22 protein-coding genes are annotated in these 23,618 nt (G+C 73.3%); 15 read left to right on the top strand and 7 right to left on the bottom strand.

All coding sequences use genetic code 11. From position 1 onward, the window contains the following. Window positions 1-25 precede the first annotated feature (25 nt). The 8 genes from C1703_RS32665 (at window position 26) to C1703_RS32630 (ending at window position 8,819) form a co-directional block, all read left to right on the top strand. Window positions 26-403, top strand: a complete 378-nt coding sequence (locus C1703_RS32665; RefSeq protein ID WP_157993198.1) for a putative quinol monooxygenase — start codon at window positions 26-28, stop codon at window positions 401-403. Window positions 404-412: 9 nt separating this feature from the next. Beyond that, window positions 413-1,621 (top strand): methionine adenosyltransferase, encoded by a 1,209-nt coding sequence (metK, locus tag C1703_RS32660; RefSeq protein ID WP_114256212.1) that lies wholly within the window; start codon window positions 413-415, stop codon window positions 1,619-1,621. A 1-nt stretch (window position 1,622) separates the two neighbouring features. Beyond that, window positions 1,623-2,600 carry a carbohydrate kinase family protein gene (locus C1703_RS32655; RefSeq protein WP_114256211.1) on the top strand — a complete coding sequence of 326 codons (978 nt, stop codon included), beginning with the start codon at window positions 1,623-1,625 and terminating at the stop codon, window positions 2,598-2,600. A 34-nt stretch (window positions 2,601-2,634) separates the two neighbouring features. After that, window positions 2,635-3,543, top strand: coding sequence for an alpha/beta fold hydrolase (locus tag C1703_RS32650; protein WP_114256210.1), 909 nt, complete (start codon window positions 2,635-2,637; stop codon window positions 3,541-3,543). Window positions 3,544-3,545: 2 nt separating this feature from the next. Then, window positions 3,546-4,805, top strand: a complete 1,260-nt coding sequence (locus C1703_RS32645) for an MFS transporter (protein ID WP_114256209.1) — start codon at window positions 3,546-3,548, stop codon at window positions 4,803-4,805. A 77-nt stretch (window positions 4,806-4,882) separates the two neighbouring features. Then, a complete protein-coding gene (locus C1703_RS32640) occupies window positions 4,883-5,752 on the top strand; it encodes an ABC transporter ATP-binding protein (RefSeq protein WP_114256208.1) in 870 nt (289 codons plus the stop codon). Beyond that, window positions 5,749-6,732, top strand: a complete 984-nt coding sequence (locus C1703_RS32635; protein ID WP_114256207.1) for an iron-siderophore ABC transporter substrate-binding protein — start codon at window positions 5,749-5,751, stop codon at window positions 6,730-6,732. Before C1703_RS32640 ends, C1703_RS32635 begins: the two co-directional genes overlap by 4 nt. An 8-nt stretch (window positions 6,733-6,740) precedes the next feature. After that, entirely contained in the window at window positions 6,741-8,819 is a 2,079-nt protein-coding gene (locus tag C1703_RS32630; RefSeq protein ID WP_114256206.1) for an iron ABC transporter permease, read from the top strand. Here C1703_RS32630 and C1703_RS32625 read toward each other — a convergent pair. Then, a complete protein-coding gene (locus C1703_RS32625) occupies window positions 8,814-9,227 on the bottom strand; it encodes a (2Fe-2S) ferredoxin domain-containing protein (RefSeq protein ID WP_114256205.1) in 414 nt (137 codons plus the stop codon). The two genes, C1703_RS32630 and C1703_RS32625, sit on opposite strands and share 6 nt — an antisense overlap. Before the next feature lie 136 nt (window positions 9,228-9,363). Between C1703_RS32625 and C1703_RS32620 the strand changes: the two genes are divergently transcribed. Beyond that, complete coding sequence (locus C1703_RS32620) at window positions 9,364-10,269, top strand: hypothetical protein (RefSeq protein ID WP_232840660.1); 906 nt, start codon at window positions 9,364-9,366, stop codon at window positions 10,267-10,269. Here the strand turns inward: C1703_RS32620 and C1703_RS32615 are convergent. Next, window positions 10,260-11,801 carry an IucA/IucC family protein gene (locus C1703_RS32615; RefSeq protein ID WP_114256204.1) on the bottom strand — a complete coding sequence of 514 codons (1,542 nt, stop codon included), beginning with the start codon at window positions 11,799-11,801 and terminating at the stop codon, window positions 10,260-10,262. The genes C1703_RS32620 and C1703_RS32615 overlap by 10 nt on opposite strands. Before the next feature lie 112 nt (window positions 11,802-11,913). Here C1703_RS32615 and C1703_RS32610 point away from each other — a divergent pair, with 112 nt between their 5' ends. The 3 genes from C1703_RS32610 to C1703_RS32600 are packed head-to-tail and all read left to right on the top strand — an operon-like array spanning window position 11,914 to window position 15,517. Beyond that, on the top strand, window positions 11,914-13,407 hold the full coding sequence (locus tag C1703_RS32610; RefSeq protein WP_114256203.1) for an IucA/IucC family siderophore biosynthesis protein: 1,494 nt from the start codon (window positions 11,914-11,916) through the stop codon (window positions 13,405-13,407). 44 nt (window positions 13,408-13,451) lie between these two features. Further along, window positions 13,452-14,717 (top strand): VWA domain-containing protein, encoded by a 1,266-nt coding sequence (locus C1703_RS32605; protein ID WP_114256202.1) that lies wholly within the window; start codon window positions 13,452-13,454, stop codon window positions 14,715-14,717. Next, window positions 14,717-15,517, top strand: coding sequence for a hypothetical protein (locus C1703_RS32600; protein WP_114256201.1), 801 nt, complete (start codon window positions 14,717-14,719; stop codon window positions 15,515-15,517). Before C1703_RS32605 ends, C1703_RS32600 begins: the two co-directional genes overlap by 1 nt. A gap of 535 nt (window positions 15,518-16,052) precedes the next feature. On the opposite strand, the gene C1703_RS32595 is transcribed toward C1703_RS32600, so the two are convergent. Further along, window positions 16,053-16,679 carry a helix-turn-helix domain-containing protein gene (locus tag C1703_RS32595; protein WP_114256200.1) on the bottom strand — a complete coding sequence of 209 codons (627 nt, stop codon included), beginning with the start codon at window positions 16,677-16,679 and terminating at the stop codon, window positions 16,053-16,055. Between the two features lie 86 nt (window positions 16,680-16,765). On the opposite strand from C1703_RS32595, the gene C1703_RS32590 reads away from it, so the two are divergent. From C1703_RS32590 to C1703_RS32580, 3 genes are all read left to right on the top strand, one after another. Next, window positions 16,766-17,974, top strand: coding sequence for a pyridoxal phosphate-dependent aminotransferase (locus C1703_RS32590; RefSeq protein ID WP_114256199.1), 1,209 nt, complete (start codon window positions 16,766-16,768; stop codon window positions 17,972-17,974). A gap of 76 nt (window positions 17,975-18,050) precedes the next feature. Continuing rightward, window positions 18,051-18,680: a hypothetical protein gene (locus C1703_RS32585; protein WP_114256198.1), complete on the top strand. Its 630-nt coding sequence runs from the start codon at window positions 18,051-18,053 to the stop codon at window positions 18,678-18,680. Window positions 18,681-18,758: 78 nt separating this feature from the next. Continuing rightward, window positions 18,759-19,196 (top strand): acyl-CoA thioesterase, encoded by a 438-nt coding sequence (locus tag C1703_RS32580; RefSeq protein ID WP_114256197.1) that lies wholly within the window; start codon window positions 18,759-18,761, stop codon window positions 19,194-19,196. Window positions 19,197-19,208: 12 nt separating this feature from the next. Here the strand turns inward: C1703_RS32580 and C1703_RS32575 are convergent, their stop codons facing one another. From C1703_RS32575 to uraH, 4 genes are all read right to left on the bottom strand, one after another. After that, entirely contained in the window at window positions 19,209-20,594 is a 1,386-nt protein-coding gene (locus C1703_RS32575) for a nucleobase:cation symporter-2 family protein (RefSeq protein WP_114256196.1), read from the bottom strand. 213 nt (window positions 20,595-20,807) lie between these two features. After that, window positions 20,808-22,187, bottom strand: a complete 1,380-nt coding sequence (locus C1703_RS32570) for an 8-oxoguanine deaminase (protein ID WP_114256195.1) — start codon at window positions 22,185-22,187, stop codon at window positions 20,808-20,810. Window positions 22,188-22,295: 108 nt separating this feature from the next. Then, window positions 22,296-23,219, bottom strand: a complete 924-nt coding sequence (pucL, locus tag C1703_RS32565) for a factor-independent urate hydroxylase (protein WP_114256194.1) — start codon at window positions 23,217-23,219, stop codon at window positions 22,296-22,298. A 2-nt stretch (window positions 23,220-23,221) separates the two neighbouring features. Beyond that, window positions 23,222-23,617 carry a hydroxyisourate hydrolase gene (uraH, locus tag C1703_RS32560; protein WP_114256193.1) on the bottom strand — a complete coding sequence of 132 codons (396 nt, stop codon included), beginning with the start codon at window positions 23,615-23,617 and terminating at the stop codon, window positions 23,222-23,224. Window position 23,618: the final 1 nt, after the last annotated feature.

Below are 23,618 nucleotides of genomic sequence, written 5' to 3'. Positions count from 1 at the left end.
CCGCACCGGGAGAGGAATGACAGACATGACACCGAACCAGGACACGACGCTGTCGGCGGTCGCCTTCGCCCGCGCCAGGCGGGGCCGGGCCGCGGAACTGGGCGACCTCCTGGTGCGGCTCGCCGAGCGCTCCCGGACCGAGGAGGGCTGCCTGGAGTGCCGGGTCCACCGGGACCTGGCGGATCCCGACCTGTTCGTCTGCTACGAGAGGTGGGCGTCCGAGGAGGCCGTGGCACGGCATCTGGCGCAGCCGCACGTGAAGCAGTTCATGGACCGGCGGATGGAGTACCTGCAACGGGACCTCGACGTGCACCGGCTGGGCCCGGCCGGTCCGGCCACCGAGCCGGAGGCGCCCGGCGCACCCGCCCGACCGGCACCGCCCCCTGCCCGCTCCCAGACGTGAGGAAGTCCCTTGCCCCTGCACCTGTTCACCTCGGAGTCCGTGACCGAGGGTCACCCCGACAAGATCGCTGACCAGATCAGCGACACCGTTCTCGACGCGCTCCTGCGCGAGGACCCGACCTCCCGGGTCGCCGTCGAAACCCTGATCACGACCGGTCTGGTGCACGTGGCCGGTGAGGTCTCGACGCAGGCGTACGCGCCGATCGCCCAACTGGTCCGCGAGAAGATCCTGGACATCGGCTACGACTCCTCGAAGAAGGGCTTCGACGGCGCCTCCTGCGGCGTCTCGGTGTCGATCGGCGCGCAGTCGCCGGACATCGCCCAGGGCGTGGACACGGCGTACGAGTCCCGGGTCGAGGGCGACGAGGACGAGCTCGACAAGCAGGGCGCGGGCGACCAGGGCCTGATGTTCGGCTACGCGACGGACGAGACGCCGACGCTGATGCCGCTGCCGATCTTCCTGGCGCACCGCCTGTCCAAGCGCCTGTCCGACGTGCGCAAGAACGGCACGATCCCCTACCTGCGCCCGGACGGCAAGACGCAGGTCACCATCGAGTACGACGGCGACAAGGCGGTCCGTCTGGACACCGTCGTCGTCTCCTCGCAGCACGCGTCCGACATCGACCTGGACTCCCTGCTGGCGCCGGACATCAAGGAGTTCGTCGTCGAGCCGGAGCTGAAGGCGCTTCTGGACGAGGGCATCAAGCTCGACACGGAGAACTACCGGCTCCTGGTCAACCCCACCGGCCGCTTCGAGATCGGCGGCCCGATGGGCGACGCCGGCCTGACCGGCCGCAAGATCATCATCGACACCTACGGCGGCATGGCCCGCCACGGCGGTGGCGCCTTCTCCGGCAAGGACCCGTCCAAGGTGGACCGCTCGGCGGCGTACGCGATGCGCTGGGTCGCCAAGAACGTGGTCGCCGCGGGTCTCGCCACCCGCTGCGAGGTGCAGGTCGCGTACGCGATCGGCAAGGCCGAGCCGGTCGGTCTGTTCGTGGAGACCTTCGGCACCGCCAAGGTCGACACGGACCGGATCGAGAAGGCGATCGACGAGGTCTTCGACCTCCGCCCGGCCGCCATCATCCGCGACCTCGACCTGCTCCGCCCGATCTACTCCCAGACCGCGGCGTACGGCCACTTCGGCCGGGAGCTGCCCGAGTTCACGTGGGAGCGCACGGACCGCGTGGACGCCCTGCGCAGGGCCGCGGGAGCCTGAGATGCGCATCGCCGTCACCGGCTCCATCGCCACCGACCATCTGATGACGTATCCCGGCCGGTTCGCCGACCAGTTGATCCCCGACCGGCTCGATCACGTCTCGCTCTCCTTCCTCGCGGACGAGCTCCAGGTGCGCTACGGAGGCGTGGCCGCGAACATCGCCCTCGGGCTCGCCCGCCTCGGCCTGCGTCCCGTACTCGTCGGAGCGGTCGGCAGGGACTTCGGCGAGTACGACGCCTGGCTCCGGGGCAACGGCGTCGACACCGGCTCCGTCCACGTGAGCGACACGCTGCACACGGCCCGCTTCGTGTGCACCACCGACCTCGACCTCAACCAGATCGCCACCTTCTACGCCGGTGCGATGGCCGAGGCCGGACGCGTCCGCCTGGCCTCCGTCCGGGAACGCGCCGGCGAGCTGGGGCTGGCCGTGGTCGCCCCCAACGACCCGCAGGCCATGCTGAGCCTCGCCGCGGAGTGCCGGGAGCTGGGCATCCCGTTCGCCGCGGACCCCTCCCAGCAACTGGCCCGGCTCGACGGCCCGCAGACCCGCCGCCTGACGGAGGGCTCGCGCCTGCTGTTCACCAACGAGTACGAGGCGGCGCTGCTCCAGGAACGCACCGGCTGGACCCGCGAGCAGGTCCTGGAGCGGACCGGTGCCTGGATCGTCACACGCGGCGCCGCGGGCGCGGACATCGGCCGGCCGGGAGAGCCCTGGCTGCACGTCGACGCCGTGCCCGCGAACACCGTGGCCGACCCCACCGGCGTCGGCGACGCCTTCCGCGCCGGGTTCCTCGCGGCCCTGGCCCGGGGCCTGCCGTACCCTGACGCGGGCCGCCTGGGCTGCGCGCTGGCCGCCGTCGCCCTCCAGGGCGTCGGCCCGCAGACGTACAAAGTCACCTCCGCCGACCTCCTGCTGACCATCGAACAGACCTACGGCGCGGACGCGGCCCGCGCGCACGCACCGCACCTGGCCTGGTGAACGGCCGACCGAGCCACTCCGGAGGAGAACGACGATGACGGCATCGGCCCACGAGTCCGCGGGCGGCGTACGCGACATCACCCTGGACGCCGCCGGGGTGACGCTGTCCGCGCTGCTCAGCGAGCCCGCGGGCGGGTCCCCGCACGCCGTCGTGGCCGCCGTCCACGGCGGCGGCATGAACGCGGGGTACTTCGGCGGCGGGGCCGACCCCCGGCAGTCCCTGCTGACCCTGGGGGCGAGCCTCGGCTACACCGTCCTGGCCGTGGACCGCCCGGGCTACCGCCTCTCCGCCGGCCCCCTGCCCCAGGGGCAGGGCCTGGCGGAGCAGGCTGCCGCGCTGCGTGCGGCCCTGCTCGACTTCGCGACCCGCCACGAAACCGGCGCCGGTCTGTTCCTGCTCGCCCATTCCTACGGAGGCAAGGTGGCGCTGGCCGCCGCCGCGGACCCGGGTCCGTTGCCCCTGCTCGGGCTGGACGTCTCGGGCTGCGGCCATGTGTACGCGGTCGAACCGCACGAGCTGCCCACCCGCCCTGACGACCGCGGCCTGCTGCGCAGGAGCTGGGGGCCGCTGCGGCTCTACCCGCCGGGCACCTTCGCCGCGAGCGCTTCCCTCGTCGAGCCCGTGCCCTTACGGGAGAGGGCGGAGCTGGCCCGCTGGCCGCTGACCTTCCGGGCCACCGCGCCCCGCGTCCGCGTGCCCGTACGGCTGACCTTCGCCGAGTACGAGGCGTGGTGGCGGCACGACGAGGCGACCCTCGCCGATCTGGCCGCGCACTTCACGGCCGCCCCACGGGTGAGTGTCGACCGGCAGCCCGACGCGGGGCACAACATCAGCCTCGGCCTGGCCGCCCGCTCCTACCACCTGCGGGCCCTCGCGTTCCTCGAAAGCTGCCTGGCCTCCGACGCCACGGCCCGTGCGCTGCCCTCCGAGGCGGTCTCCTGACCATGCGCGCGCGGCTCAGGAACACCTTCCGCTCCCTGTCGGTGCGCAACTTCCGGCTCTTCGCCGCGGGCCAGGTGCTGTCGGTGTCCGGCACCTGGATGATGGTCGTCGCCCAGGACTGGCTCGTGCTGTCCCTCACCGGCGACTCCGGCACGGCGCTCGGAGCGGTCACGGCCGCGCAGTTCGCACCGATGCTGCTGCTCACCCTGTACGGCGGCCGGCTCGCCGACCGGTACGACAAGCGTCGGCTGCTGATGGGCTGCAACCTCGTCTCGGGCGGCTGCGCGATCGCGCTCGCCGCCCTGGACGCCGGCGGGGCGGTGCGGCTGTGGCACGTCTTCCTGTTCGCCCTGTGCCTGGGAACCGTCAACGCCGTCGAGGTCCCCACGCGCATGTCGTTCGTGAGCGAGATGGTCGGCCCCGACCTGCTGCCGAACGCCTCCGCGCTGAGCGCCCTCTACTTCAACGTGGCGCGCGTCGCCGGTCCCGCGCTCGCCGGCCTGATCATCGCGGCGGCCGGCACCGGCGCCGTCATGGCGCTGAACGCGGTGAGCTACCTGGCGGTCGTGGCCGGGCTGTGGAAGATGCGCACCGGCGACCTGCTGCCCGTGACACGGGACGACTCGGCCCGGGTCACCGACGGGTTGCGCCACCTCGCCTCCCGCCCGGACCTCGTGGTGCCCATGGCGCTGGTGCTGTTCGTCGGCCTGTTCGGCCTGAACTTCCAGCTCACGCTGCCGCTGCTGGCCAAGACGGTGTTCCACGCCGACGCCGCGTCGTTCGGTCTGCTGACCACCGCGTTCGCGGCCGGTTCCCTGCTGGCGGCCCTCGCCACCACGGCCCGCCGGGCGCGCCCGTCCGCCCGTACCGTCACCGGCGCGGCGCTCGGTTTCGGTGTGCTGGAGACGGTGGCGGGGTGGGCGCCGACCTACCTGACGGCGGCCGTCCTGCTGGCGGGCACCGGGTTCGCGTCGCTCTACTTCGCGCAGGCCGCCAACCACCGGATCCAGCTGGGCAGCGACCCTCGTTTCCGGGGCCGCGTACTCGCGGTCTACACGCTCATTCTGCAGGGCTCCACCCCACTGGGCGCCCTCCTGATCGGTTGGATCAGCGCGCACCTGGGCGCCCGGAGCGGGCTCTACGCGGGCGGTCTGCTCTCGCTGGCCGCGACGCTCGGTGTCCTGCTCGCCGACCGCACCCGCGCCCGCCTGCGCGCGACACGCCCCACACCGCGGCGTGAGAAGGAGAGCGCGCAGAGGTGAGTGAGAGACCGACGGACACCCTGCGGGTTCGTCGCGGCCGCTCCCGCCTAAAAATTAGGTTAGGCTAACCTTCACCCGTGAGATCTGGTGAAGAACCCGCCGGCGGAGAGCGTCTGCGCGGGCATCGGCTTTCGGCCACGCACGTCACCGTGTCGTACGACGGCACGGACGTCGTGCACGACGCGGCGATCACGCTGCGCCCCGGAGAGGTGACCGTCCTGGTCGGCCCCAACGGCAGCGGGAAGTCGACGCTGCTGCGGACGATCGCCCGGCTGCAGCGGGCCCGCCGGGCCGAGATCGGCATCGACGGCGGCACCGACGGCCTCGCCCTGTCCGCCCGGGAGTTCGCGCGCTACGTGGCCCTGCTGACGCAGGGGCGGCCCACGCCCAGCGGGCTGACCGTGCGGGACGTCGTCGAATTCGGCCGCTACCCCTACCGGGGCCGCTTCGGCCGCCCGGACCCGGACGCGTCGAACGCGGTGGAACGGGCGCTCGCGCTGACCGGGGTCACGGAGCTCGCCGAGCGCGGTGCCGACCACCTGTCCGGCGGGCAGTTGCAGCGCGTGTGGCTCGCCGGCTGCCTCGCGCAGGAGACCGGCGTCCTGCTGCTGGACGAGCCGACGACCTATCTCGACCTGCGGTACCAGGTCGAACTCCTCGACCTCGTCCGCGACCTGGCGGACGACCACGGGATCGCCGTCGGGGTCGTCCTGCACGACCTCGACCAGGCGGCGGCCCTCGCCGACCGGATCACCCTGCTCGAAGCGGGCCGCATCGTCGCCGACGGCCCACCCGAGGACGTCCTGACGCCGGAGCGGCTCACCGCCGTCTACGGCATCCGGATCGACGTCGACACCGACCCCCTCACCGGCCGGCTGCGGACCCGTCCCGTCGGCCGCCACCACACCCGCACCACCCGAAGCGAAAGGCTCGGCACCACCTCATGAGACGTCTCCTGCTCACCGCGGCCGCCACCACCGCCGCGGCGCTCACCCTCGCCGCCTGCGGCACCACCGAGCCCGCCGCCGACAGCGCGAAGGGGAAGACCTCCGAGGCCATCAGCCTCACCGACTCCACCGGCGCGAAGGTCGAACTCGACGGCCCCGCGAAGAAGGTCGTCGCCACCGAGTGGAACGAGGTCGAGAGTCTCATCACCCTCGGCGTCGACCCCGTGGGCGTCGCCGACGTCAAGGGCTACAAGACCTGGGACACCGCCGTCCCGCTGAAGAACGAGCCGAAGGACATCGGCACGCGCGGCGAACCGAGCATGGACACCATCGCCTCGCTCTCCCCCGACCTGATCGTGGCCAGCTCCGACCTGCCCGACGCGGCCGTGAAGCAGCTGCGGAGGATCGCCCCGGTGCTGGAGATCAAGTCGGCCGACGCCTCCGACCAGATCGGGCAGATGTTCAAGAACCTCGACCTGATCGCCAAGGCCACCGGCACCACCGACCGGGCGAAGACGGCCCGGGAGGACTTCGAGGCCAAGGTCGCCGAGGGGAAGAAGGCCCTCGCCGACGCGAAGCTCGACGGCGCCTCCATCGCCTTCGCCGACGGCTACGTCACCTCCAACCAGGTCTCGGTGCGCCCGTACACCAGCGGCTCCCTGCTCGGCGCCGTCAACGAGGAACTCGGCCTGAAGAACGCCTGGAAGGTCAAGGGCGACCCGGTCTACGGCCTCGGCACCACCGACGTCGAGGGCCTCACCGCCCTGCCGGAGGACACCCGGTTCGCCTACATAGGCAACGACGGCGACAAGGCCAGCACGCCGTTCACCGGCGCGCTCGCGAAGAACGCCGTGTGGACCTCCCTGCCGTTCGTGAAGGCGGGCGAGGTGCACCGGCTGCCCGACGGCATCTGGATGTTCGGCGGTCCCGGGTCGATGGAGGCGTACATCGACTCCCTCGTCGACGCGCTGACGAAGTAACGCCCGTCATGGCCGTCACCGAAGCGCCCCCCGCCACCCGTCCGCCGGCGGCCGCGTCCCGGGCGGGCGCGGCCGCGGTGACGGCCGGCCTCGCCCTGCTGGTCGCCGTCCTCGCCGTCGTCGACGTCACCCAGGGCACCGCCGCCGTCGGACCGGCGCAGGTGTTCAAGGCCCTGACCGGGCGGGCCGACCCGTCCGACGCCTCCGTGGTGATCGCCTCCCGGCTGCCGCGGATGACCGCCGGCATCCTGGTCGGCGTCGTCCTCGGCATCGCGGGCGCCGTGCTCCAGGCCGTCAGCCGCAATGTGCTCGCCTCGCCCGACACGCTCGCCGTGAACGCCGGTTCGTACTTGGCACTCGGGCTGGTCGGCGCGACCGGCGTCTCGCTGCCGCTGCTCGCCTCCTCCGGCGTCGCCTTCGCGGGCGGGCTGCTGGCGGCGGCCGTGGTGCTCGCCCTGTCCGGCCTGGGCACGGGCACCGTACGGCTGGTCCTCGCCGGCACGGCGCTCGCGCTGGGCCTGAACTCCGTGACGGAAGGGCTGCTCCTGCTGTTCCCGCAGCAGACGGAGGGCCTCTACCAGTGGAACCAGGGCAGCATCGGCCAGAACGGCTTCGACGGCGTCCTGCAGCTGCTGCCCGTCGCCCTGGCGGGACTGGCCGGGCTGCTGCTGGTCGCCCGCCGGGTCGACGCGCTCGCCCTCGGGGACGACGCGGCGCGCGGGCTGGGCGTCCCGGTCCACGCCACCCGCGTCACGGTCGTCGTGCTCGCCGCGCTGCTGTCCGCGGCGGCCGTCACGCTCGCCGGGCCGATCGGCTTCGTCGGGCTGTGCGCGCCCGCCCTGGTCCGTCCGCTCGCCCGCCGGTTCCGGGGCTTCGTCCGCGCCCGGGCGGCCCTGCCCGCGGCCGGGCTGACCGGCGCCGCTGTCGTGCTCGGCTCGGACGTGCTGCTGCGCGCCCTGATCCCCGCGGACACGGCGGTGGCCGTCCCCACCGGCATCGTCACCAGCCTGGTCGGTGCCGTGTTCCTGGTGGTGACGGCCCTGCGGCTGCGGGACACGGCGGGCGCCGACGCGCCGGACCGGCTGCGCGTCCCCAGCCGGACGGCGTTCCTGGTCACGGTGGCCGTCCTGGTCGCCGTGGTCGTCGGCGTCACGCTGGCCGGTGTCCTGCTGGGCGACAGCAAGCTCCTGCTCGGCGATGTCGCCAACTGGGCGCAGGGCAGGGCAGGCCGGACCGTGTCGTTCGTCCTGGACACCCGCGTGCCGCGCGTGCTCGCGGCGCTGTGCGCGGGCGCGGCGCTCGCCCTGGCCGGGACGCTCGTACAGGCCGTGACCCGCAACCCGCTCGCCGAGCCAGGGGTGTTGGGCGTCTCCGGCGGGGCCGCGCTGGGGGCCGTGCTGCTGGTGACCACCGTGCCCGCCGCGGGCTCCTGGGGCATCGCGGGGGCCGCGTTCGGCGGCGCAGCGCTGGCCTCGGCCGTCGTCTTCGGGCTCGCCGCCCGGGGCGGCTACCGGCAGCACCGGCTGGTCCTCGTCGGCATCGGCATGGCGGCCGGCTCCACGGCGCTGATCAGTCTGCTCATCGTGCTCACCGACCCGTTCAACGCCACCAAGGCGCTGACCTGGCTGTCCGGTTCGACGTACGGGCGGACCATGGCCGACGTGCTGCCCGTCGCGCTCGTGCTGGCGCTGGGGCTGGCCGTCGCGGTCGCCCGGCGCACGGAGCTGGACCTGGTCTCGCTGGACGAGGACACCCCGCGGCTGCTCGGCCTCGGGCTGCCCCGGGCGCGGCTCGGTTTCCTGGTGGTGGGGGTGCTGCTCGCGGCGACCGCCGTGGCCTCGGCCGGCACCATCGGATTCGTGGGGCTCGTGGCGCCGCACGCGGCACGTGCTCTCGTGGGCCGGCGGCACGCGCGGGTGGTGCCGGTCGCCGTCCTGCTCGGCGCGGCGCTCGTCTGCGCGGCCGACCTGCTCGGCCGTACGGTCATCGCCCCCGCGCAGCTGGGCGCCGGCCTGATGACGGCGATCATCGGCACGCCGTACTTCCTGCGTCTGCTGGTGCGCGGCCGGGGAGCGGCCAGGTCATGAGCCGTCCGGGCGCCGCCGGGTGAGGGGGGTGAAGACGTACAGGTCGAGGATGTCGGGCAGCGGGGCGACGCCGGGGCCGCCCTGGCGGACCCACGAGACGACGTCCTCGGTCGCCGCCGGGTCGTTGACCAGCCCGAGCCAGACCGGCCGTCCGCCGGCGGCCCGGCCGGCGGAGGAGGGCTGGACGACGATGACGTTGGCCTGGTCGCACACGTCCAGGCAGTCGGAGACCCGCACCGGCGCCGCGGCGCGCAGGCGCTCGGTCTGGGCCGCGTGATCGACCCCGGTGACCTTGGGGCTGCCGCAGCAGCAGTCCCGGCACACGACGACGCGGCACGGCACGGGGCCGGTGACCGCCGTCTCGTCCGGAGGATCGTCGTTCGCCGCGTCGGACGGCGTCGCGGACATGCCGCACCTGCCCTCTCTCCGGGGGTCCGCCCCGGTGGTTCGTGGAGGAGCCCACCCCGTGGGTCTCCCGGCCTGCCGGGGGCGATCATTCCATGAGGCGGTTTCCCGAAGATCACCGCGGGAGGGAGGTGAGGCCGTGCGCGACGGCACGAGCCCCTGCGTGCCCTCCGCCGGTGTGCCCCGCGTCGTGTCGGGCGTCTGCCACGGCACGCTCGGCGAGCTGTACCAGGGCCCGTTGCGGGCGGGCCCCGCTCCGGACATCGCGGTGGTGTCGTTCCCCGTCGCCCGGCACTCCCGGGTGTCGTTCACCCCTGGGGCGGCGCCCGGTCCGCCCCCGTCGCCGCCGCTCGGGGAGAAGTCGGCGACCGCGGTCCGGCTTTTCCTGGAGCACTACGGCCTGCGGCTGCCGCCCGGTGAGTGGACCGTGCGCTCCGAGCTGCGGGTGGGTGTCGGCATGGCCAGTTCGACCGCCGACATCGTGGCCACCCTGCGCTGCCTGTTCCGGCTCTTCTCGCTGCCGTACGACGCCGAGGTGGTCGTCGGCGTCCTGGCGGCGATCGAGCGTGCCGACAGCGTCTTCCTCGACGAGTTCGCCCTGTATCTCAGCGGCCGGCACCGGCTGGTCCGGCGCCTGGGCACGGGCATCGGCTTCCACACCGCCTACGTGACCGAGCCCGGCACCGTGGACACCGCCGCCGTCACGCCCCTGCTGCTGGAGCACTACCGGCGCCGCGGGGACGCGTACGAGCGGTGTCTGACCGACCTGCTGAAGGGCTTCGCCTGCGGGGACGCGGCGGCCGTGGCGCGCGCCGCGACCGGCAGCGCCGTGCTGTCCCAGGAGGTGCTGCCGAAAGCGACGTTCGAGAGCGTGCTGGCCCACCGCGAGCGGTTCGGCGCCGACGGCGTCTTCGTCGCCCACACGGGCTGCCTGACCGGCTATCTCTTCACCCGCCGCCCGGACTCCCGCCTCAGGTCCGAACTGGTCGCGTTCTTCCGCTCGCTCGGCCACCCGTGCTCGTTCGCCCGGGCCGGTTACGGCTGATGCCGGAGCGGGTTGGGCAGCGGCAGGTAGCGGGCGTCGGCGCCGTCCGCGCCCGTCCAGCGCAGCAGCAGGTTGGTCTTGGCGGGCAGGGTGGGCGAGGTGAGCAGGGCGGGGATCTCCGGGACGTCGTGGCGGGCCAGTTCGCGGCGGACGGCGGGCCAGGGGTCGAAGCCGGGCCGGCGTGCGGCGAGGGCGCCGGCGATCTCGGTGAGGTGGTTGACGACCAGGCAGTACACGAGCCGCTCCCAGCCCGCCTCGCGCGACACCTCCGGCAGCAGCTTCACGCCCTCGGCGTCCCGGTACAGCGCCTGCACGGGCGTGCCGTCGGCGTCCACCGCGACGAGGGTGTTCTGCAGGTGGGCCTCCAGGACGACGCCGTGCCGGGCGAAGGCCGTGACGGCCGGGGGCACCACCTGCGCCAGGTAGGCCGCCCACCAGGCCTCCGGGGCGGCGGCGCGGTCGAGCGGGCTGCCGTCGAAGCCCTCGACGAGTCCGGCGGCCAGCAGCGGGGTCGCGCCGGGCAGCAGACGGTCGTGGAAGCCGTCGCGGACGAGGACGGCCAGGGCCTCGAAGGCGAAGTCGGCGGTGCGGTAGCCGCGGTCGCTCAGCCAGGCCGGAGGGCCGTCGGACGCAGCCAGCGCGGAGCACACCGCCGCGTCGGTCCGGCGCAGGGCGAGCAGGTCGTGGCGCCAGAGCCGGCGGATGTCGTTGGTGATGCGCACGTCGAGGCTGAACTTGAGGAAGAGGTCGGGCTCGGGTGCGTAGAGCGTGCGGATCGCGGCCGTCGGCCAGGTGTCGAAGGCGGTCGTGCCGAGCCGGACGAGCCGGCCGTCCGCGAAGGCTGCGTCGAGCTCCCGCGCGGCCAGGTCGAGCTGCCAGGGGTGGGCGGGCAGCAGCCGGTAGCCGGGCGGGGCCGTGCCGAGGGCGTCCAGGGCCGAGGTGTCGCCCTCCTCGACGACGGTGTCCTCGCGCAGGCCGAGCAGGGTCAGCGGGAAGCGGGCGTACGCCTCGGGCGCGTACGGCAGCCAGCCGGCGGCCGGGCCGCCGCCGCGTGCCTTGGGGGCCGGGTGGTGGGTGTGGCCGGTGAGGAGGCACTGCTCGGAGCGGAGGTAGAGGTCGCCGGGCGGGACGGCGCCGGCCCGGGCGGCCAGCAGCGCGGCCACGGCGTCCCGGCTGTCGATCATCTCGGCGGGCAGTTCGTGGTTGGACAGCCCGGTGTGCCGGCGCAGTTCCTCGGCGACGAGCTTGACCAGCTCGGGGTGGCCGACGCGCCGCCAGCCGCCCGCCACCCGCACCTCGGGCTCGGCGGGCCGCCGCGTCCCGCGCACGCGCAGCAGGCGGCCCCCGCCGGGCAGACGGTAGACCCGGCGATCGCCCTCCTGCCGGACCGGCCGGGCCACCTCCCGCAGCAGGCAGTTCAGCAGCGGCACGGCGGCGTACGCGTCCGCGCGCCCGGCGAGGCCGGTGGCACTGTCGTCGCCGTGGGCCGAGTCGTCCTCGGCGGGCGGGGGCATGAGGTCCACGCGTTCCACTCGTTCCCTACGGTCCTTCCAGCGTTCCGGCCGGCGTTCCGGGCGGAGATGATCAGTATGCGGTCGTCGCCGTCCCGCCGTGACGCCCTATTCGTACCCGAGGAGCCCGCCCGTGCACCGTCCCCCCACCGCCGAGGCCGAGGTCGCCGAGGAACTGGCCGTCGTACGGCCCGGCCTCCTGCCGCGGTACGAGGCCGAACTGCCCGGCGCCCGGGCGGCCGTCCTGTCGCGGCTGTGGCGTGGTCTCACGCATGATCCGCTGCCCTGGGTCACCGGCGGGGAGCGGGGCCGGGACGGGCTGACCCTGCGCCTGTCGGACGGCCGCCGGCTGCACGGCCCGCGGCCGGATCCGTACGCGACCGGCGCGTACGTCACCGTCGTACGGCTCGACGGGACGGCGTACGCCGATCCGGCGCGGCTGGTGACGGACCTCGCCGTCCCGCACTCCGCCGCCTTCGCCGCCGAACTCGGACACAGCGTGGCCTCGTTGGCGCTGTCGCGGGCGGGGCAGGAGGGCGAGCGGGAGGCGTGGCCGGAGAGCGACTGGGCGTGGGAGCAGCGGATCGTCGACGGGCATCCCTTCCACCCGACGTGCCGGTCCCGGCCCGGTTTCTCGGTGGCCGAGCAGCTCGCCTACGGGCCGGAGCACCGGCCGGTGGTGGAGCTCGGGCTGGTGCCGGTACGGGCGGAGGAGTGCCTGGTGACGGGGGTGTGGCCGGGGGACCTGCGGGACGGGGAGCACGTGGTGCTGCCGGTGCATCCCTGGCAGGCGGCGCATGTGCTGAAGCGGACGTGCGAGGAGCGGAGTCCGGGGCATCCGCTGATGTCCCTGCGCACGCTCGCCCTGCCCGGCGGGCCGCACGTCAAGACGTCGCTCAGCGCCCGGCTGACGTCCTCGGTGCGGGACATCTCGCTGCCGTCGGTCGCCGCCTCGGCGGTGCTGTCGGAGTTCGCCGGGGTTCCGGCGGCACGCACGGACGGCCTGCTGCACGTCACCCGCACCCTGGGCGCGGCGGCGGCCGGCTCCCCGGACTTCGCGGCGGTCCTGCGGGAGTCCCCGCGCACGTACGCGGGCAGCGGTGAACGGATCCTGCCGGTGGCGGCGCTCGCCACGACCGGACTGCCCCGCTCCCCCGGCTGGCTGGCCGGTTTCGCGCGGCTCGCCCTCACGGTGGGCCTGCGGCTGCTGGAGCTGGGCGTGGCCCTGGAGGCGCACGGCCAGAACCTGCTGGTGGTCCTGTCGCCGGCGGGCGAGCCGCTGCGGCTGGTCTACCGCGACCTGGCCGACATCCGCGTCAGCCCGGCCCGCCTCGCCCGGCACCGCATCGCGGTGCCCGACCTGCCGGCCCGCATGGTCACCGACGACGAACGCACGCTCCGCCGCAAGCTGTTCGGCTCACTCGTGGCAGGAGCGCTGGCCGGGACGGCCGGGTCGGGCGAGGCGCTGTCGACGGCGCTGGGGACGGCCGTACGGGATCTCCCGGACACGCCGGATCTCGCCGCGCTGCGCGCCGATCCCCTGCCCACGAAGGCGCTGACGCTGATGCGGCTCTCGCCGCAGACGCCCGGGGACCAGTGGGCGGAGCTGCCCAATCCCCTGCGCTGAGCCCCGTTTTGGAGCCCGCCCCCGGTGATCAATAAGATCCGCCGATGATCACAAGTAAACGGCTGGCGGCGGGCGTCTGTGCCCTGCTCGCCGCGTTGACGGCCGGGCTCGCCTTCCCGGCCGGAGCGGCCGCCGGTGAACCCACGGGCCAGGAGGCCCCCAAGGTCGACCTCGTCCTCGACGTGAGCGGCTCGATGCGAGCGCGGGACATCGACGGACAGTCGCGGATGGCCGCCGCGAAGCAGGCGTTCAACGAGGTGCTGGACGCGACGCCCGAGGAGGTCGAACTCGGCATCCGCACCCTCGGCGCGAACTACCCGGGCGACGACCGGAAGACGGGCTGCAAGGACACCGCGCAGCTCTACCCCGTCGGCCCGCTGGACCGCACCGAGGCCAAGACGGCCGTCGCCACGCTCACCCCGACGGGCTGGACGCCGATCGGCCCGGCCCTGCTGAAGGCGGCCGACGACCTGGAGGGCGGGAACGGCTCCAAGCGGATCGTGCTGATCAGCGACGGCGAGGACACCTGCGCCCCGCTCGACCCGTGCGAGGTGGCCCGGGAGATCGCCGCCAAGGGCATCGGCCTGACCATCGACACGCTGGGACTGGTGCCCACCGCCGAGCTGAGCCGGCAGCTGAGCTGCATCGCCGAGGCCACCGGCGGCACCTACACCTCGGTGGAGCACCAGGACGAACTCACCGACCGGGTCAACGAGTTGGTGGACCGGGCGGCCGACCCGGTGGTGACGCCGGTGCCGACGCGGGGCGCCGCCGAGTGCGCCGGGGCCCCGGCGCTGAAGTCCGGGCTGTACAGCGACCGGGAGGAGTTCGGGCAGCAGCGCTGGTACCGGGTGGACGTCCCGCCGGGCAAGGAGCTGCGCGCCTCGGTGAGCGTGGCGGCCGACCGGGCCGTGAACCCCGGCTACGGCGTCCTGCTGCGGGCCGTCACCGTCAAGGGCCGCGAGATCGTGCGCGGCGAGGCGGCGGGCACCGGCCGTACGGACGTGATCTCGACGGGTCTGCGCTACCCGAAGGCGGCGAGCGACGAGGAGGACGCACCGGCCGAGGCCGTCTGCCTGACCGTGTCGCACTCCTTCTCGGCGGCCTCCGGTGTGAAGACCACGCCCGGTCTGCCGCTGGAGCTGACCGTCGATGTCGTGGACGGTCCGGACCGGGCGGCCGACGTGGCCGCCTTCGGCCTCGGCCGCGGCTGGTGGCTACTGGGTGTCCTGATCCTCACCGGCTTCCTGGCCGGTCTCGTCTGGGGCTGGCTGTCGCGCTGGCGGGTCGCTGTCTGGAGGACCAACTGATGCGAGTGGTACGTGCGTTGAGCGCCGCGTTGCTGACCCTGGGCCTGGCGGTCGCCCCGGCCGCGGCCGACGCCTCCCCGACTCCGTCGACTCCGTCGCAGGACGGCGGGTCGGCCCCCACGCGGGCCGGTACGTCGTTCCGTACGGCGACGGAGATCGAGCAGGGGCAGGAGGCCACCGCGAGCGGCTCCACCGGCGACTACCTGTACTGGTCGTTCCCCGCGGACACCGGGCAGCGCCCCACGGTCAGGGCGACGGTGAAGCTGCCGGACACCCATGCCGCCCAGACCTGGCAGATCGACGTCTACGACGGTCTGCGCCGCCGTCAGGCCTGCCAGTACGGGGCGCAGACGCGCACCGCTGCGGCCGACGCGGCCTCCGTGGAGCTGGCCTGCGTCCTGCGCACGGTCCGTGCCTGGTCGGAGCCGTGGGGCAACGACCCGCTGCCCGGCACGTACTACGTCCGGCTGACGGCCACCGGCGTCACCACCGCCGACCTCGGCCTCCCGGTCGACACCCGGGTCCGGGTGGACTCCGAGGACATCGGCGGCTCGGCGGCGGTGGACGGCTCGCTGGCCGAGCCGCTGGTGCCGGGGATCGCGACGCGGTCCGGGCAGGAGCGGGAGGACGCGGCGGTGCTGGCCGGGCTGGAACCGGAGGACGGCTGGACGTCCGGCTGGTGGTCGGACCGGTGGGTGTGGACCGCGACGGGCGGTGTCCTGGCCGCGCTGGCGGGGGTCGCCGGGTACGCGCTGACCCGCGGCTCGGGCCGTCCGACACGGGTGCCACCGGGTGCCTGACACCTCGTTGCCCGCGGCCGCCGTCGCCCGCGACCGGCACGGGTGCCGCCAGGCGCCCGACAGGCCCCGTCGCCCGCCACACCGGCACAGACGCCACCAGGCGCCCGACAGGCCCCGTCGCCCGCCACCGGCACGGGTGCCACCGGACGCCTGACGGGCCCCGTCGCCCGCGACCGGCACGGGTGCCACCGGACGCCTGACGGGCCCCGTCGCCCGCGACCGGCACAGACGCCACCAGGCGCCCGACAGGCCCCGTCGCCCGCGACCGGCACAGACGCCACCAGGCGCCCGACAGGCCCCGTCGCCCGCGACCGGCACAGACGCCGTCAGGCGCCCGACAGGCCCCGTCGCCCGCCACCGGCACAGACGCCACCAAGCGCCCGACAGGCCCCATCGCCCGCCACCGGCACAGACGCCACCAAGCGCCCGACAGGCCCCGTCGCCCGCCACCGGCACAGACGCCGTCAGGCGTCTGACGGGCACCCGTCCGCCGCCTGGCGCGTCCTCAGAAGGCCCGCTTCGTGCGGGCCTTCTCTCATGCCTCGCGGAGGGTCTTCGCGAGGGCGCCCTCGCCGGTCACCTCGACCCGGCCCTCCCGTACGGCCCGGAGCAGGTCCAGCTCGCCGCGGCTGAGCGCCGTGCACGTGGCGGTGTCCAGGACCAGCAGGGCGTCGGGCTCCGCGGGGGCGGGTCCGTCGCCGTACACCGGTCCCTCCTCGGCACCGGCGTGCAGATGGAACCGCCCTTCCTCCAGGCGGACTTCGACGAGCCCCTCCCCGTCCAGCAGGCGCAGCAGGGGCAGCGCGAACCAGTGCGCCCGTACGGCGTCCGTCGGCCGGCGCTCCCCGAGCTCGCTTTGCCCCCACTCCCCCAGCGCCTGCAGCACGGGCAGCATCTCACGTCCCCGCGGGGTGAGTTCGTAGACCGTGGCCGCGCCGGGCGGTGGCAGCCGGCGGCGGGTGGCGAGGCCGTCGCGCTCCATGTCCCTCAGCCGCGAGGCGAGTACGTCCGTGCTGACGCCGGGCAGGTCCGCGTGCAGATCGGTGTAGCGGCGGGGACCGGCGAGCAGTTCCCGGACGATCAGCAGGGTCCAGCGGTCGCCGACGACGTCGAGCGCGCGGGCGGCGGAGCAGTACTGGTCGTAGCTTCGGCGAGGTGGCATGCGACGCAGTCTAGACAAGTTGTTGGACTTTCCAAGCTGCTGCTTGGTAAAACCAAGCAACACCAGTGAGCGAGGGGAAGCGGCGCATGGAGTTCCGGCAGTCGAGCAAACTCAGCGAGGTCTGTTACGAGATCCGCGGCCCGGTCATAGAGCACGCCAACGCGCTGGAGGAGGCGGGCCACAGCGTGCTGCGCCTGAACACCGGCAACCCCGCGCTCTTCGGGTTCGAGGCGCCGGAGGAGATCCTCCAGGACATGATCCGGATGCTGCCGCAGGCGCACGGCTACACCGACTCGCGCGGCATCCTCTCCGCCCGCCGCGCCGTCGCCCAGCGCTACCAGACGCTCGGGCTGGAGGTCGGCGTCGACGACGTCTTCCTCGGCAACGGCGTGTCGGAGCTGGTCTCCATGGCCGTACAGGCGCTGGTCGAGGACGGCGACGAGGTCCTGGTCCCCGCCCCCGACTTCCCCCTCTGGACGGCGGTGACGACCCTCGCGGGCGGCAAGGCGGTCCACTACCTGTGCGACGAGCAGGCCGACTGGTACCCGGACCTGGACGACATGGCGTCCAAGATCACGGACCGCACCAAGGCGGTCGTGATCATCAACCCGAACAACCCCACCGGCGCCGTCTACCCGAAGGAGATCGTCGAGGGCATCCTCGACCTCGCCCGCCGCCACGGCCTGATGGTCCTCGCCGACGAGATCTACGACCAGATCCTCTACGACGACGCCGTGCACCACTCGGCCGCCGCGCTCGCCCCCGACCTGGTGGTCCTCACCTTCTGCGGCCTGTCCAAGACCTACCGCGTGGCGGGCTTCCGCTCCGGCTGGCTGGTGGTCACGGGCCCGAAGCAGCACGCGAAGGACTACCTGGAGGGCCTCACCATGCTGGCGTCCATGCGGCTGTGCGCCAACGCGCCCGCCCAGTACGCCATCCAGGCCGCGCTCGGCGGCCGGCAGTCCATCGGCGAGCTGACCAGGCCCGGCGGGCGGCTGCTGGAACAGCGGGACGTGGCCTGGCAGAAGCTGAACGAGATCCCCGGCGTGACCTGCGTGAAGCCGAAGGGCGCGCTGTACGCCTTCCCGCGCCTCGATCCCAAGGTGCACCGGATCCACGACGACGAGAAGTTCGTCCTGGACCTGCTGCTGCGGGAGAAGATCCAGGTGGTGCAGGGCACGGGCTTCAACTGGCCCACCCCGGACCACTTCCGCATCCTGACCCTGCCGTACTCGGACGACCTGGAGGCGGCGATCGGGCGGATCGGGCGGTTCCTCGGCGGCTACCGCCAGTAGGGGCGGTTGTCAGTGGCGGGTCGTAGCCTTCGAGCAGGTGGGCCAGTGCCCGAGACCGGCCGGAGAGGAGCACGCCGTGACCCGACCGCCGACCGCCGCGCAGCGGCGGGTCATCGACGCCGCCGACCCGGTGACCGGCCGGCTGCGGGGTACGGAGGCGCAGCTCGCTGCGCTGGTGAAGCGCGGGCTCGCCTTCCGGCACCCCCGGCCGCCGCACGACCACTTCCTGACGCCGGAGGGGCATCGGGTCCGGCAGGGCATCACACAGGCGCCCGAGCCCGCCGGGGAGGCCCCCGCCGCCACGGGTGTGTTCGCGGCACGGACCGGTGGTGAACCGGACCCTCCGCGGTCCGGGCCCGCCCGGCGCCGCGAGGTGCACAGCGCCTGGCAGGGCCTGCTGGAGCTGCGCCGCATGACCAACCGGGACGGGGCGGTGGACCGGCCGTGCGGCTGGGAGCGCACACATCTCGTGCAGGCCGCCGCGCTCGCCCTGGAGGCGGCCGGGCACCCTCCGGCCGGCCCGGAGGACGGGGGCTACCGGGTGCGGGAGACCCCGCAGCCGGAGGCCGTCGCCGTCCACGCGCCGGACGGCGAGGCGCTGCGCGCCTGCGCGGCCACCCTGGAGGGGGCAGGCTGGCAGGTGAGCGAGCACCGCGAGCCGCGCACCGGGACCCGCTATCTCCTGGCTTCCCCGCGCCGGGCGTGATGGGCATGCCAAGATCGGTGGATCGTTGCGCATGACACGAGAATCCGGTGCGAGAACCCGGTGCGAGAAGGGAAAGCCGTGAGCGAGCCGTTTTCCGTCCCTATGACCGTCCGTGGCTACGAGACGGACGTGCAGGGGCACCTCAACCAGGCGGTGTACCTCAACTACGCGGAACACGCCCGCTGGTCGCTGCTCGAGGCGGCCGGGATCAGCCAGGCCGGTCTCATATCCCAGGGGGTGGGACCGGTGGCCCTGGAGACGACCATCCGCTACAAGCGGGAGCTGCTCGCGGGCGACGAGGTGGAGGTGACCTGCGCCTTCGAGTGGGGCGACGGCAAGACGTTCCGTATCGAGCAGACCGTCCGCAAGCCCGACGGCACGGTGGCCGCCGAGATCACGGCGGTCGGCGGGATCCTGGACCTGAAGGAGCGCAGGCTGGTCGCCGACCCCGCCGAGGTCTTCCGGAAGCTGGCGGCGGACCCGGGCCTGTTCGGGCTCCAGGCCGACAGGGCCTAAGGCTCCGGAGCGCTACGCGGCTGGTGCCTTCGGCGTGCCCGTGAGTTCCTCACCCGCCTCCATCGGGTGGGTCACGTCGTGGGCCTCCCGGCCGCTGTCGCCCAGGTGGTTGAAGACCAGGTTGAGCAGCACGGCCGCCACGCAGCCCGTCGAGATGCCCGAGTCCAGGACGATCCGGGCCGTCTCGGGGAAGGCGTGGTAGAACTCCGGCGCCGTGATGGGGATGATGCCGACGGCCAGGGAGACGGCCACGATCAGGACGTTGTTGTCCTTGTCGAGGCCGGCCCGCACCAGGGTCTGGATGCCGCTGGCGGCGACCGAGCCGAAGAGGACCACGCCCGCGCCGCCGAGGACCGGGCGCGGTACGACGGCGATCAGCGAGGCGGCCATCGGGCACAGGCCCATGAGGACCAGGAATCCGCCGCCGGCCGCGACGACGTACCGGCTGCGGATCCTCGTCATCGCGACCAGGCCGATGTTCTGCGCGAAGGCGCTGCACATGAAGCCGTTGAAGACGGGGCTGATCGCCGAGCCGAGGGTGTCGGCGCGCAGGCCGGCGGCGATGGTCTTCTCGTCGGCCGGGCGGTCGACGATCTCGCCGAGGGCCAGCATGTCGGCGGTCGACTCGGTCATCGACACCACCATCACCACGCACATCGAGATGATCGCGGCGAGCTGGAACTGCGGGGCGCCGAAGTGGAACGGCGTCGGGAAGCCGATGACGTCCGCGTCCGCGACCGGGCCGAAGTCCGTGACGCCCAACGGGATCGCGATGAGCGTGCCGGCGACCAGACCCAGCAGCACGGCGATCTGCTTGACGAAGCCCCGGGTGAAGCGGCGCAGCAGCAGCACGATCAGCAGGGTCACGCCCGCGAGGCCCAGGTTGGTCGCCGAGCCGTAGTCGTGCGCGGCCGGGTCCGGTCCCTGGGCCCAGCCGAAGGCGACGGGCAGCAGCGAGATGCCGATGAGGGTGATCACGGAGCCGGTGACGACCGGCGGGAAGAAGCGGATCGCCTTGCAGAAGACGGGGGCGGCTATGAAGCCCAGGAGTCCGGCGACGATGACCGCGCCGAAGATGATCGGCAGGGCGTCGGACTTGTCCTCGGTGGAGGCGACGATCGCGGTCATCGGGGCGACACCGGCGAAGGTGACACCGTTGACGAACGGCAGCCGGGCGCCGATCTTCCAGATGCCGAGGGTCTGCAGGAAGGTGGCGAGGCCCGCGGTGAACAGGCAGGCGCCGGTGAGGAAGGTCAGGTCGCTGGCGGTCAGGCCGATGGCCGCGCCGACGATCAGGGGTGGGGCGACGACTCCGGCGTACATGGCGGCCACGTGCTGCAGGCCGGTCGTCGCCATCTTGAGCGCGGGGAGTTTTTCGTCAACGGGGTGGTCGGCCACGGCGGCGTCCCTCCGGTCGGTTACACGGCGGCGCCGAGCGGCGGCCGTGGGTGTCAAGGAGGTGGTGCGGGTGGTCGTGCGGGACCTGGTGACGGGTTGGCCGTTCCGGGGCGCGCGTGTGTGCGCGCCCCGGAGACAGCCGCCGCGGACCCCGCTCGGGTCCACGGCCACCGGCCGGGAGCCGTCCCTCCCGGCCGGAGTATCCGGGTGGGGTCAGGCCTCGGCGGCGATCCGCGCCAGGCGCCGGGCCTCGTCGCGCGTGGCGCGGGCGATGGCGTCCTCGTCGGCGGTGAGCAGGCGCCCGTCCTCGACGATCTGCCGGCCGCCCACGAAGGAGGCGGCGACCGGGGCCGCCGCGCCGAAGACCAGGGCGGTCACCGGGTCGGCGATGGAGGCGTGGGCGAGGGTGTCCATCCGCCACAGGACCAGGTCGGCGAGCTTGCCGGGCTCCAGGGAGCCGGTCTCGGCCGCCCGGCCGAGGACCTGGGCGCCGCCGTAGGTGCCGAGGCGCAGCGCCTGGCGGGCGTTGAGCGCGGCCTCCTTGTGGCCGCCGAGGCGGTTGATGAGGAGGGCGTTGCGCAGCTCGGTGTGGAGTTCGCCGGACTCGTTGGAGGCGGTGCCGTCGACGCCGAGGCCGACCGGGACGCCGGCGGCGAGCATGTCGGGGACGCGGGCGATGCCGGCGGCGAGGCGGGCGTTGGAGGAGGGGCAGTGGGCGACGCCGGTCCGGGTCCGGGCGAAGGCGGCGATGTCGGAGTCGTTCATGTGGACGCAGTGCGCCATCCACACGTCCTCGCCGAGCCAGCCGGTGGACTCGAAGTAGTCGGTCGGGCCCATGCCGAACAGCTCGTGGCAGAACTTCTCCTCCTCCACGGTCTCCGAGCCGTGCGTGTGCAGCCGGACGCCGAGGCGGCGGGCCAGCTGGGCGCCGTCGCGCAGCAGTTCCGTGGAGACGGAGAAGGGCGAGCAGGGCGCGACGGCGACCTGGGTCATGGCGTCGAAGGAGGAGTCGTGGTGCTGCCGGACGGTCTCCTCGGTGGCGGCGAGGGCCCCGTCGAGGGTCTCGACGGCGAAGTCCGGGGGCAGGCCGCCGTCCTTCTCGCTGCGGTCCATGGAGCCGCGGGCGAGGGTGAAGCGGACGCCCATGTCGCGGGCGGCACCGATGATCGCGCCGGACAGGTCGCCGGAGCCGTGCGGGAAGACGTAGTGGTGGTCCATGGCGGTGGTGACGCCGCCGCGGGCCATCATCGCGAGCGAGCCCTGGGCGGCCGCGCGGACCATCGGCTCGTCGATGCGCGCCCAGACCGGGTACAGCGCGACCAGCCAGTCGAAGAGGTTGTGGTCGGTGGCGAGGCCGCGGGTGATCCACTGGTAGAAGTGGTGGTGGGTGTTGATCAGTCCGGGTGTCACGAGGTGGCCGGAGGCGTCGATGCGGCGGGCGACGTTCTCCAGGCCCTCGGGGGCCGGGCCCGCGCCGAGGGATTCGATGCGGTTGCCGGCGAGGACGACGTGCCCGGAGGCGTACTCGGTGTCGTGTCCGTCGACGGTCGCGATCGCGCAGTTCTCGATGACGATGCGCCGGTCTGCTGCCATGGTTCGTCCTTTGCGCTGATGTGGAGAGGGCACGGCAGGACCCTGGGAGTTTGAGTGCCGTGGCCGGAGAGACAGGTTCCCCGGCCACGGGTGCCGAAAGAGGGAACGTCAGAGGTTGGTGAGGTCCACGGGGATCCTCGCCTCGCAGCCGTCCCGGAGGATCGTCGCCTCGATCAGGCCGTAGGGGCGGTCGGCGGCGTAGTACACCTCGTTGTCGTTCTTCAGGCCGAACGGCTCCAGGTCGACCAGGAAGTGGTGCTTGTTGGGGAGCGAGAAGCGGACCTCGTCGATCTCGCTGCGGTGGTTGATGATCCGCGCGCCCATCTGGTACAGCGTCTGCTGCAGCGAGAGCGAGTACGTCTCGGCGAAGGCCTGGAGCATGTGCTTCTTCACCTGCTCGTAGGACTTCTCCCAGTTCGGCATGCGCTGCTCGTCGTCGGTCCAGTTGAACCGCCAGCGGCCGGAGACCTCGGTGGCCAGGATGCGGTCGTAGGCCTCCTTGAGGGTCGTGTACTTGTCCTTGACGTAGCCCCAGAACTCGGAGTTGGTCGAGTTCATGACCACCAGGTCCTTGAGACCGGAGACGACCTCCCACGACGAGCCGTCGTAGGTGATCTGGGTCAGCCGGACCTCCTGGCCCTTGCGGACGAAGGAGTGCTTGACCTCGTCGGCGCCGATGAACTTCGAGTTGGCGTCGGAGGCCTCGATCCGCTCCCAGGCGTACTCCTCGATGCGGATGCGGGCCCGGTGGATCGGCTCCTGGCTGGTGACGAAGTGGCGGGCGAGGTGGATGCCGAACTGCTCGGCGGACTCGATGCCGTGCTCCTTGGCGAACGCGTACACCGTGTTCTTGGTGGTGTCGGTCGGCAGGACGTTGGCGTTCGAGCCGGAGTAGTGGACCTCGTCCATGTCGCCGCTCAGCGACACGGAGACGTTCAGGTCCTTGATGTGGTGGGTGGCGCCGTCCCGCGTGATCTTGACGACTCGGTTCTCGGCCTTGCCGTACTGGTTCTGTCCCAGGATGGTGGGCATAGCTAGCTCCCTCGGTAAACGGAGTAGCCGAACGGGTTGAGCAGCAGCGGTACGTGGTAGTGCTCGCCCGGCACGACGGCGAACGTGATCGCCACCTCCGGGAAGAACACACCGGCGCCGCTGTCCCGATTCGCGGGGGCGTCCTGCTGCGCATCGGCTTGCTTCTTCTCGAAGTACGGTTCGACCGCGAAGTCGAGCCGTACGTGGGTGGTCCCCTCCGGCAGCGCCGGGAGGTCCTTGCACCGCCCGTCCGCGTCGGTCGCGGAGCCGCCGAGCGCCTGCCAGTCCGCCTCCCGGCCCGCGCGGGCGGCGAGGTGGACGGCGACGCCCTCGGCGGGGCGGCCGACGCTGGTGTCCAGGATGTGCGTGGACACGGATGCGGTGGTGCTGGTGCTCATG

Origin of the sequence: Streptomyces sp. Go-475 (assembly GCF_003330845.1) — a bacterium.
Lineage (GTDB): Bacteria > Actinomycetota > Actinomycetes > Streptomycetales > Streptomycetaceae > Streptomyces.
Note: the sequence above shows the minus strand (reverse complement) of the source record. Positions and strands in the feature narration are given on the sequence as shown.

Coding starts and splice junctions, on each gene's coding strand:
- C1703_RS32590 (WP_114256199.1), top strand. CDS start 16,766: ATGGAGTTCCGGCAGTCGAGCAAACTCAGCGAGGTCTGTTACGAGATC.
- C1703_RS32650 (WP_114256210.1), top strand. CDS start 2,635: ATGACGGCATCGGCCCACGAGTCCGCGGGCGGCGTACGCGACATCACC.
- C1703_RS32600 (WP_114256201.1), top strand. CDS start 14,717: ATGCGAGTGGTACGTGCGTTGAGCGCCGCGTTGCTGACCCTGGGCCTG.
- C1703_RS32635 (WP_114256207.1), top strand. CDS start 5,749: ATGAGACGTCTCCTGCTCACCGCGGCCGCCACCACCGCCGCGGCGCTC.
- C1703_RS32595 (WP_114256200.1), bottom strand. CDS start 16,679: ATGCCACCTCGCCGAAGCTACGACCAGTACTGCTCCGCCGCCCGCGCG.
- C1703_RS32605 (WP_114256202.1), top strand. CDS start 13,452: ATGATCACAAGTAAACGGCTGGCGGCGGGCGTCTGTGCCCTGCTCGCC.
- C1703_RS32655 (WP_114256211.1), top strand. CDS start 1,623: ATGCGCATCGCCGTCACCGGCTCCATCGCCACCGACCATCTGATGACG.
- C1703_RS32665 (WP_157993198.1), top strand. CDS start 26: ATGACACCGAACCAGGACACGACGCTGTCGGCGGTCGCCTTCGCCCGC.
- uraH (WP_114256193.1), bottom strand. CDS start 23,617: ATGAGCACCAGCACCACCGCATCCGTGTCCACGCACATCCTGGACACC.
- C1703_RS32570 (WP_114256195.1), bottom strand. CDS start 22,187: ATGGCAGCAGACCGGCGCATCGTCATCGAGAACTGCGCGATCGCGACC.
- pucL (WP_114256194.1), bottom strand. CDS start 23,219: ATGCCCACCATCCTGGGACAGAACCAGTACGGCAAGGCCGAGAACCGA.
- C1703_RS32630 (WP_114256206.1), top strand. CDS start 6,741: ATGGCCGTCACCGAAGCGCCCCCCGCCACCCGTCCGCCGGCGGCCGCG.
- C1703_RS32625 (WP_114256205.1), bottom strand. CDS start 9,227: ATGTCCGCGACGCCGTCCGACGCGGCGAACGACGATCCTCCGGACGAG.
- C1703_RS32645 (WP_114256209.1), top strand. CDS start 3,546: ATGCGCGCGCGGCTCAGGAACACCTTCCGCTCCCTGTCGGTGCGCAAC.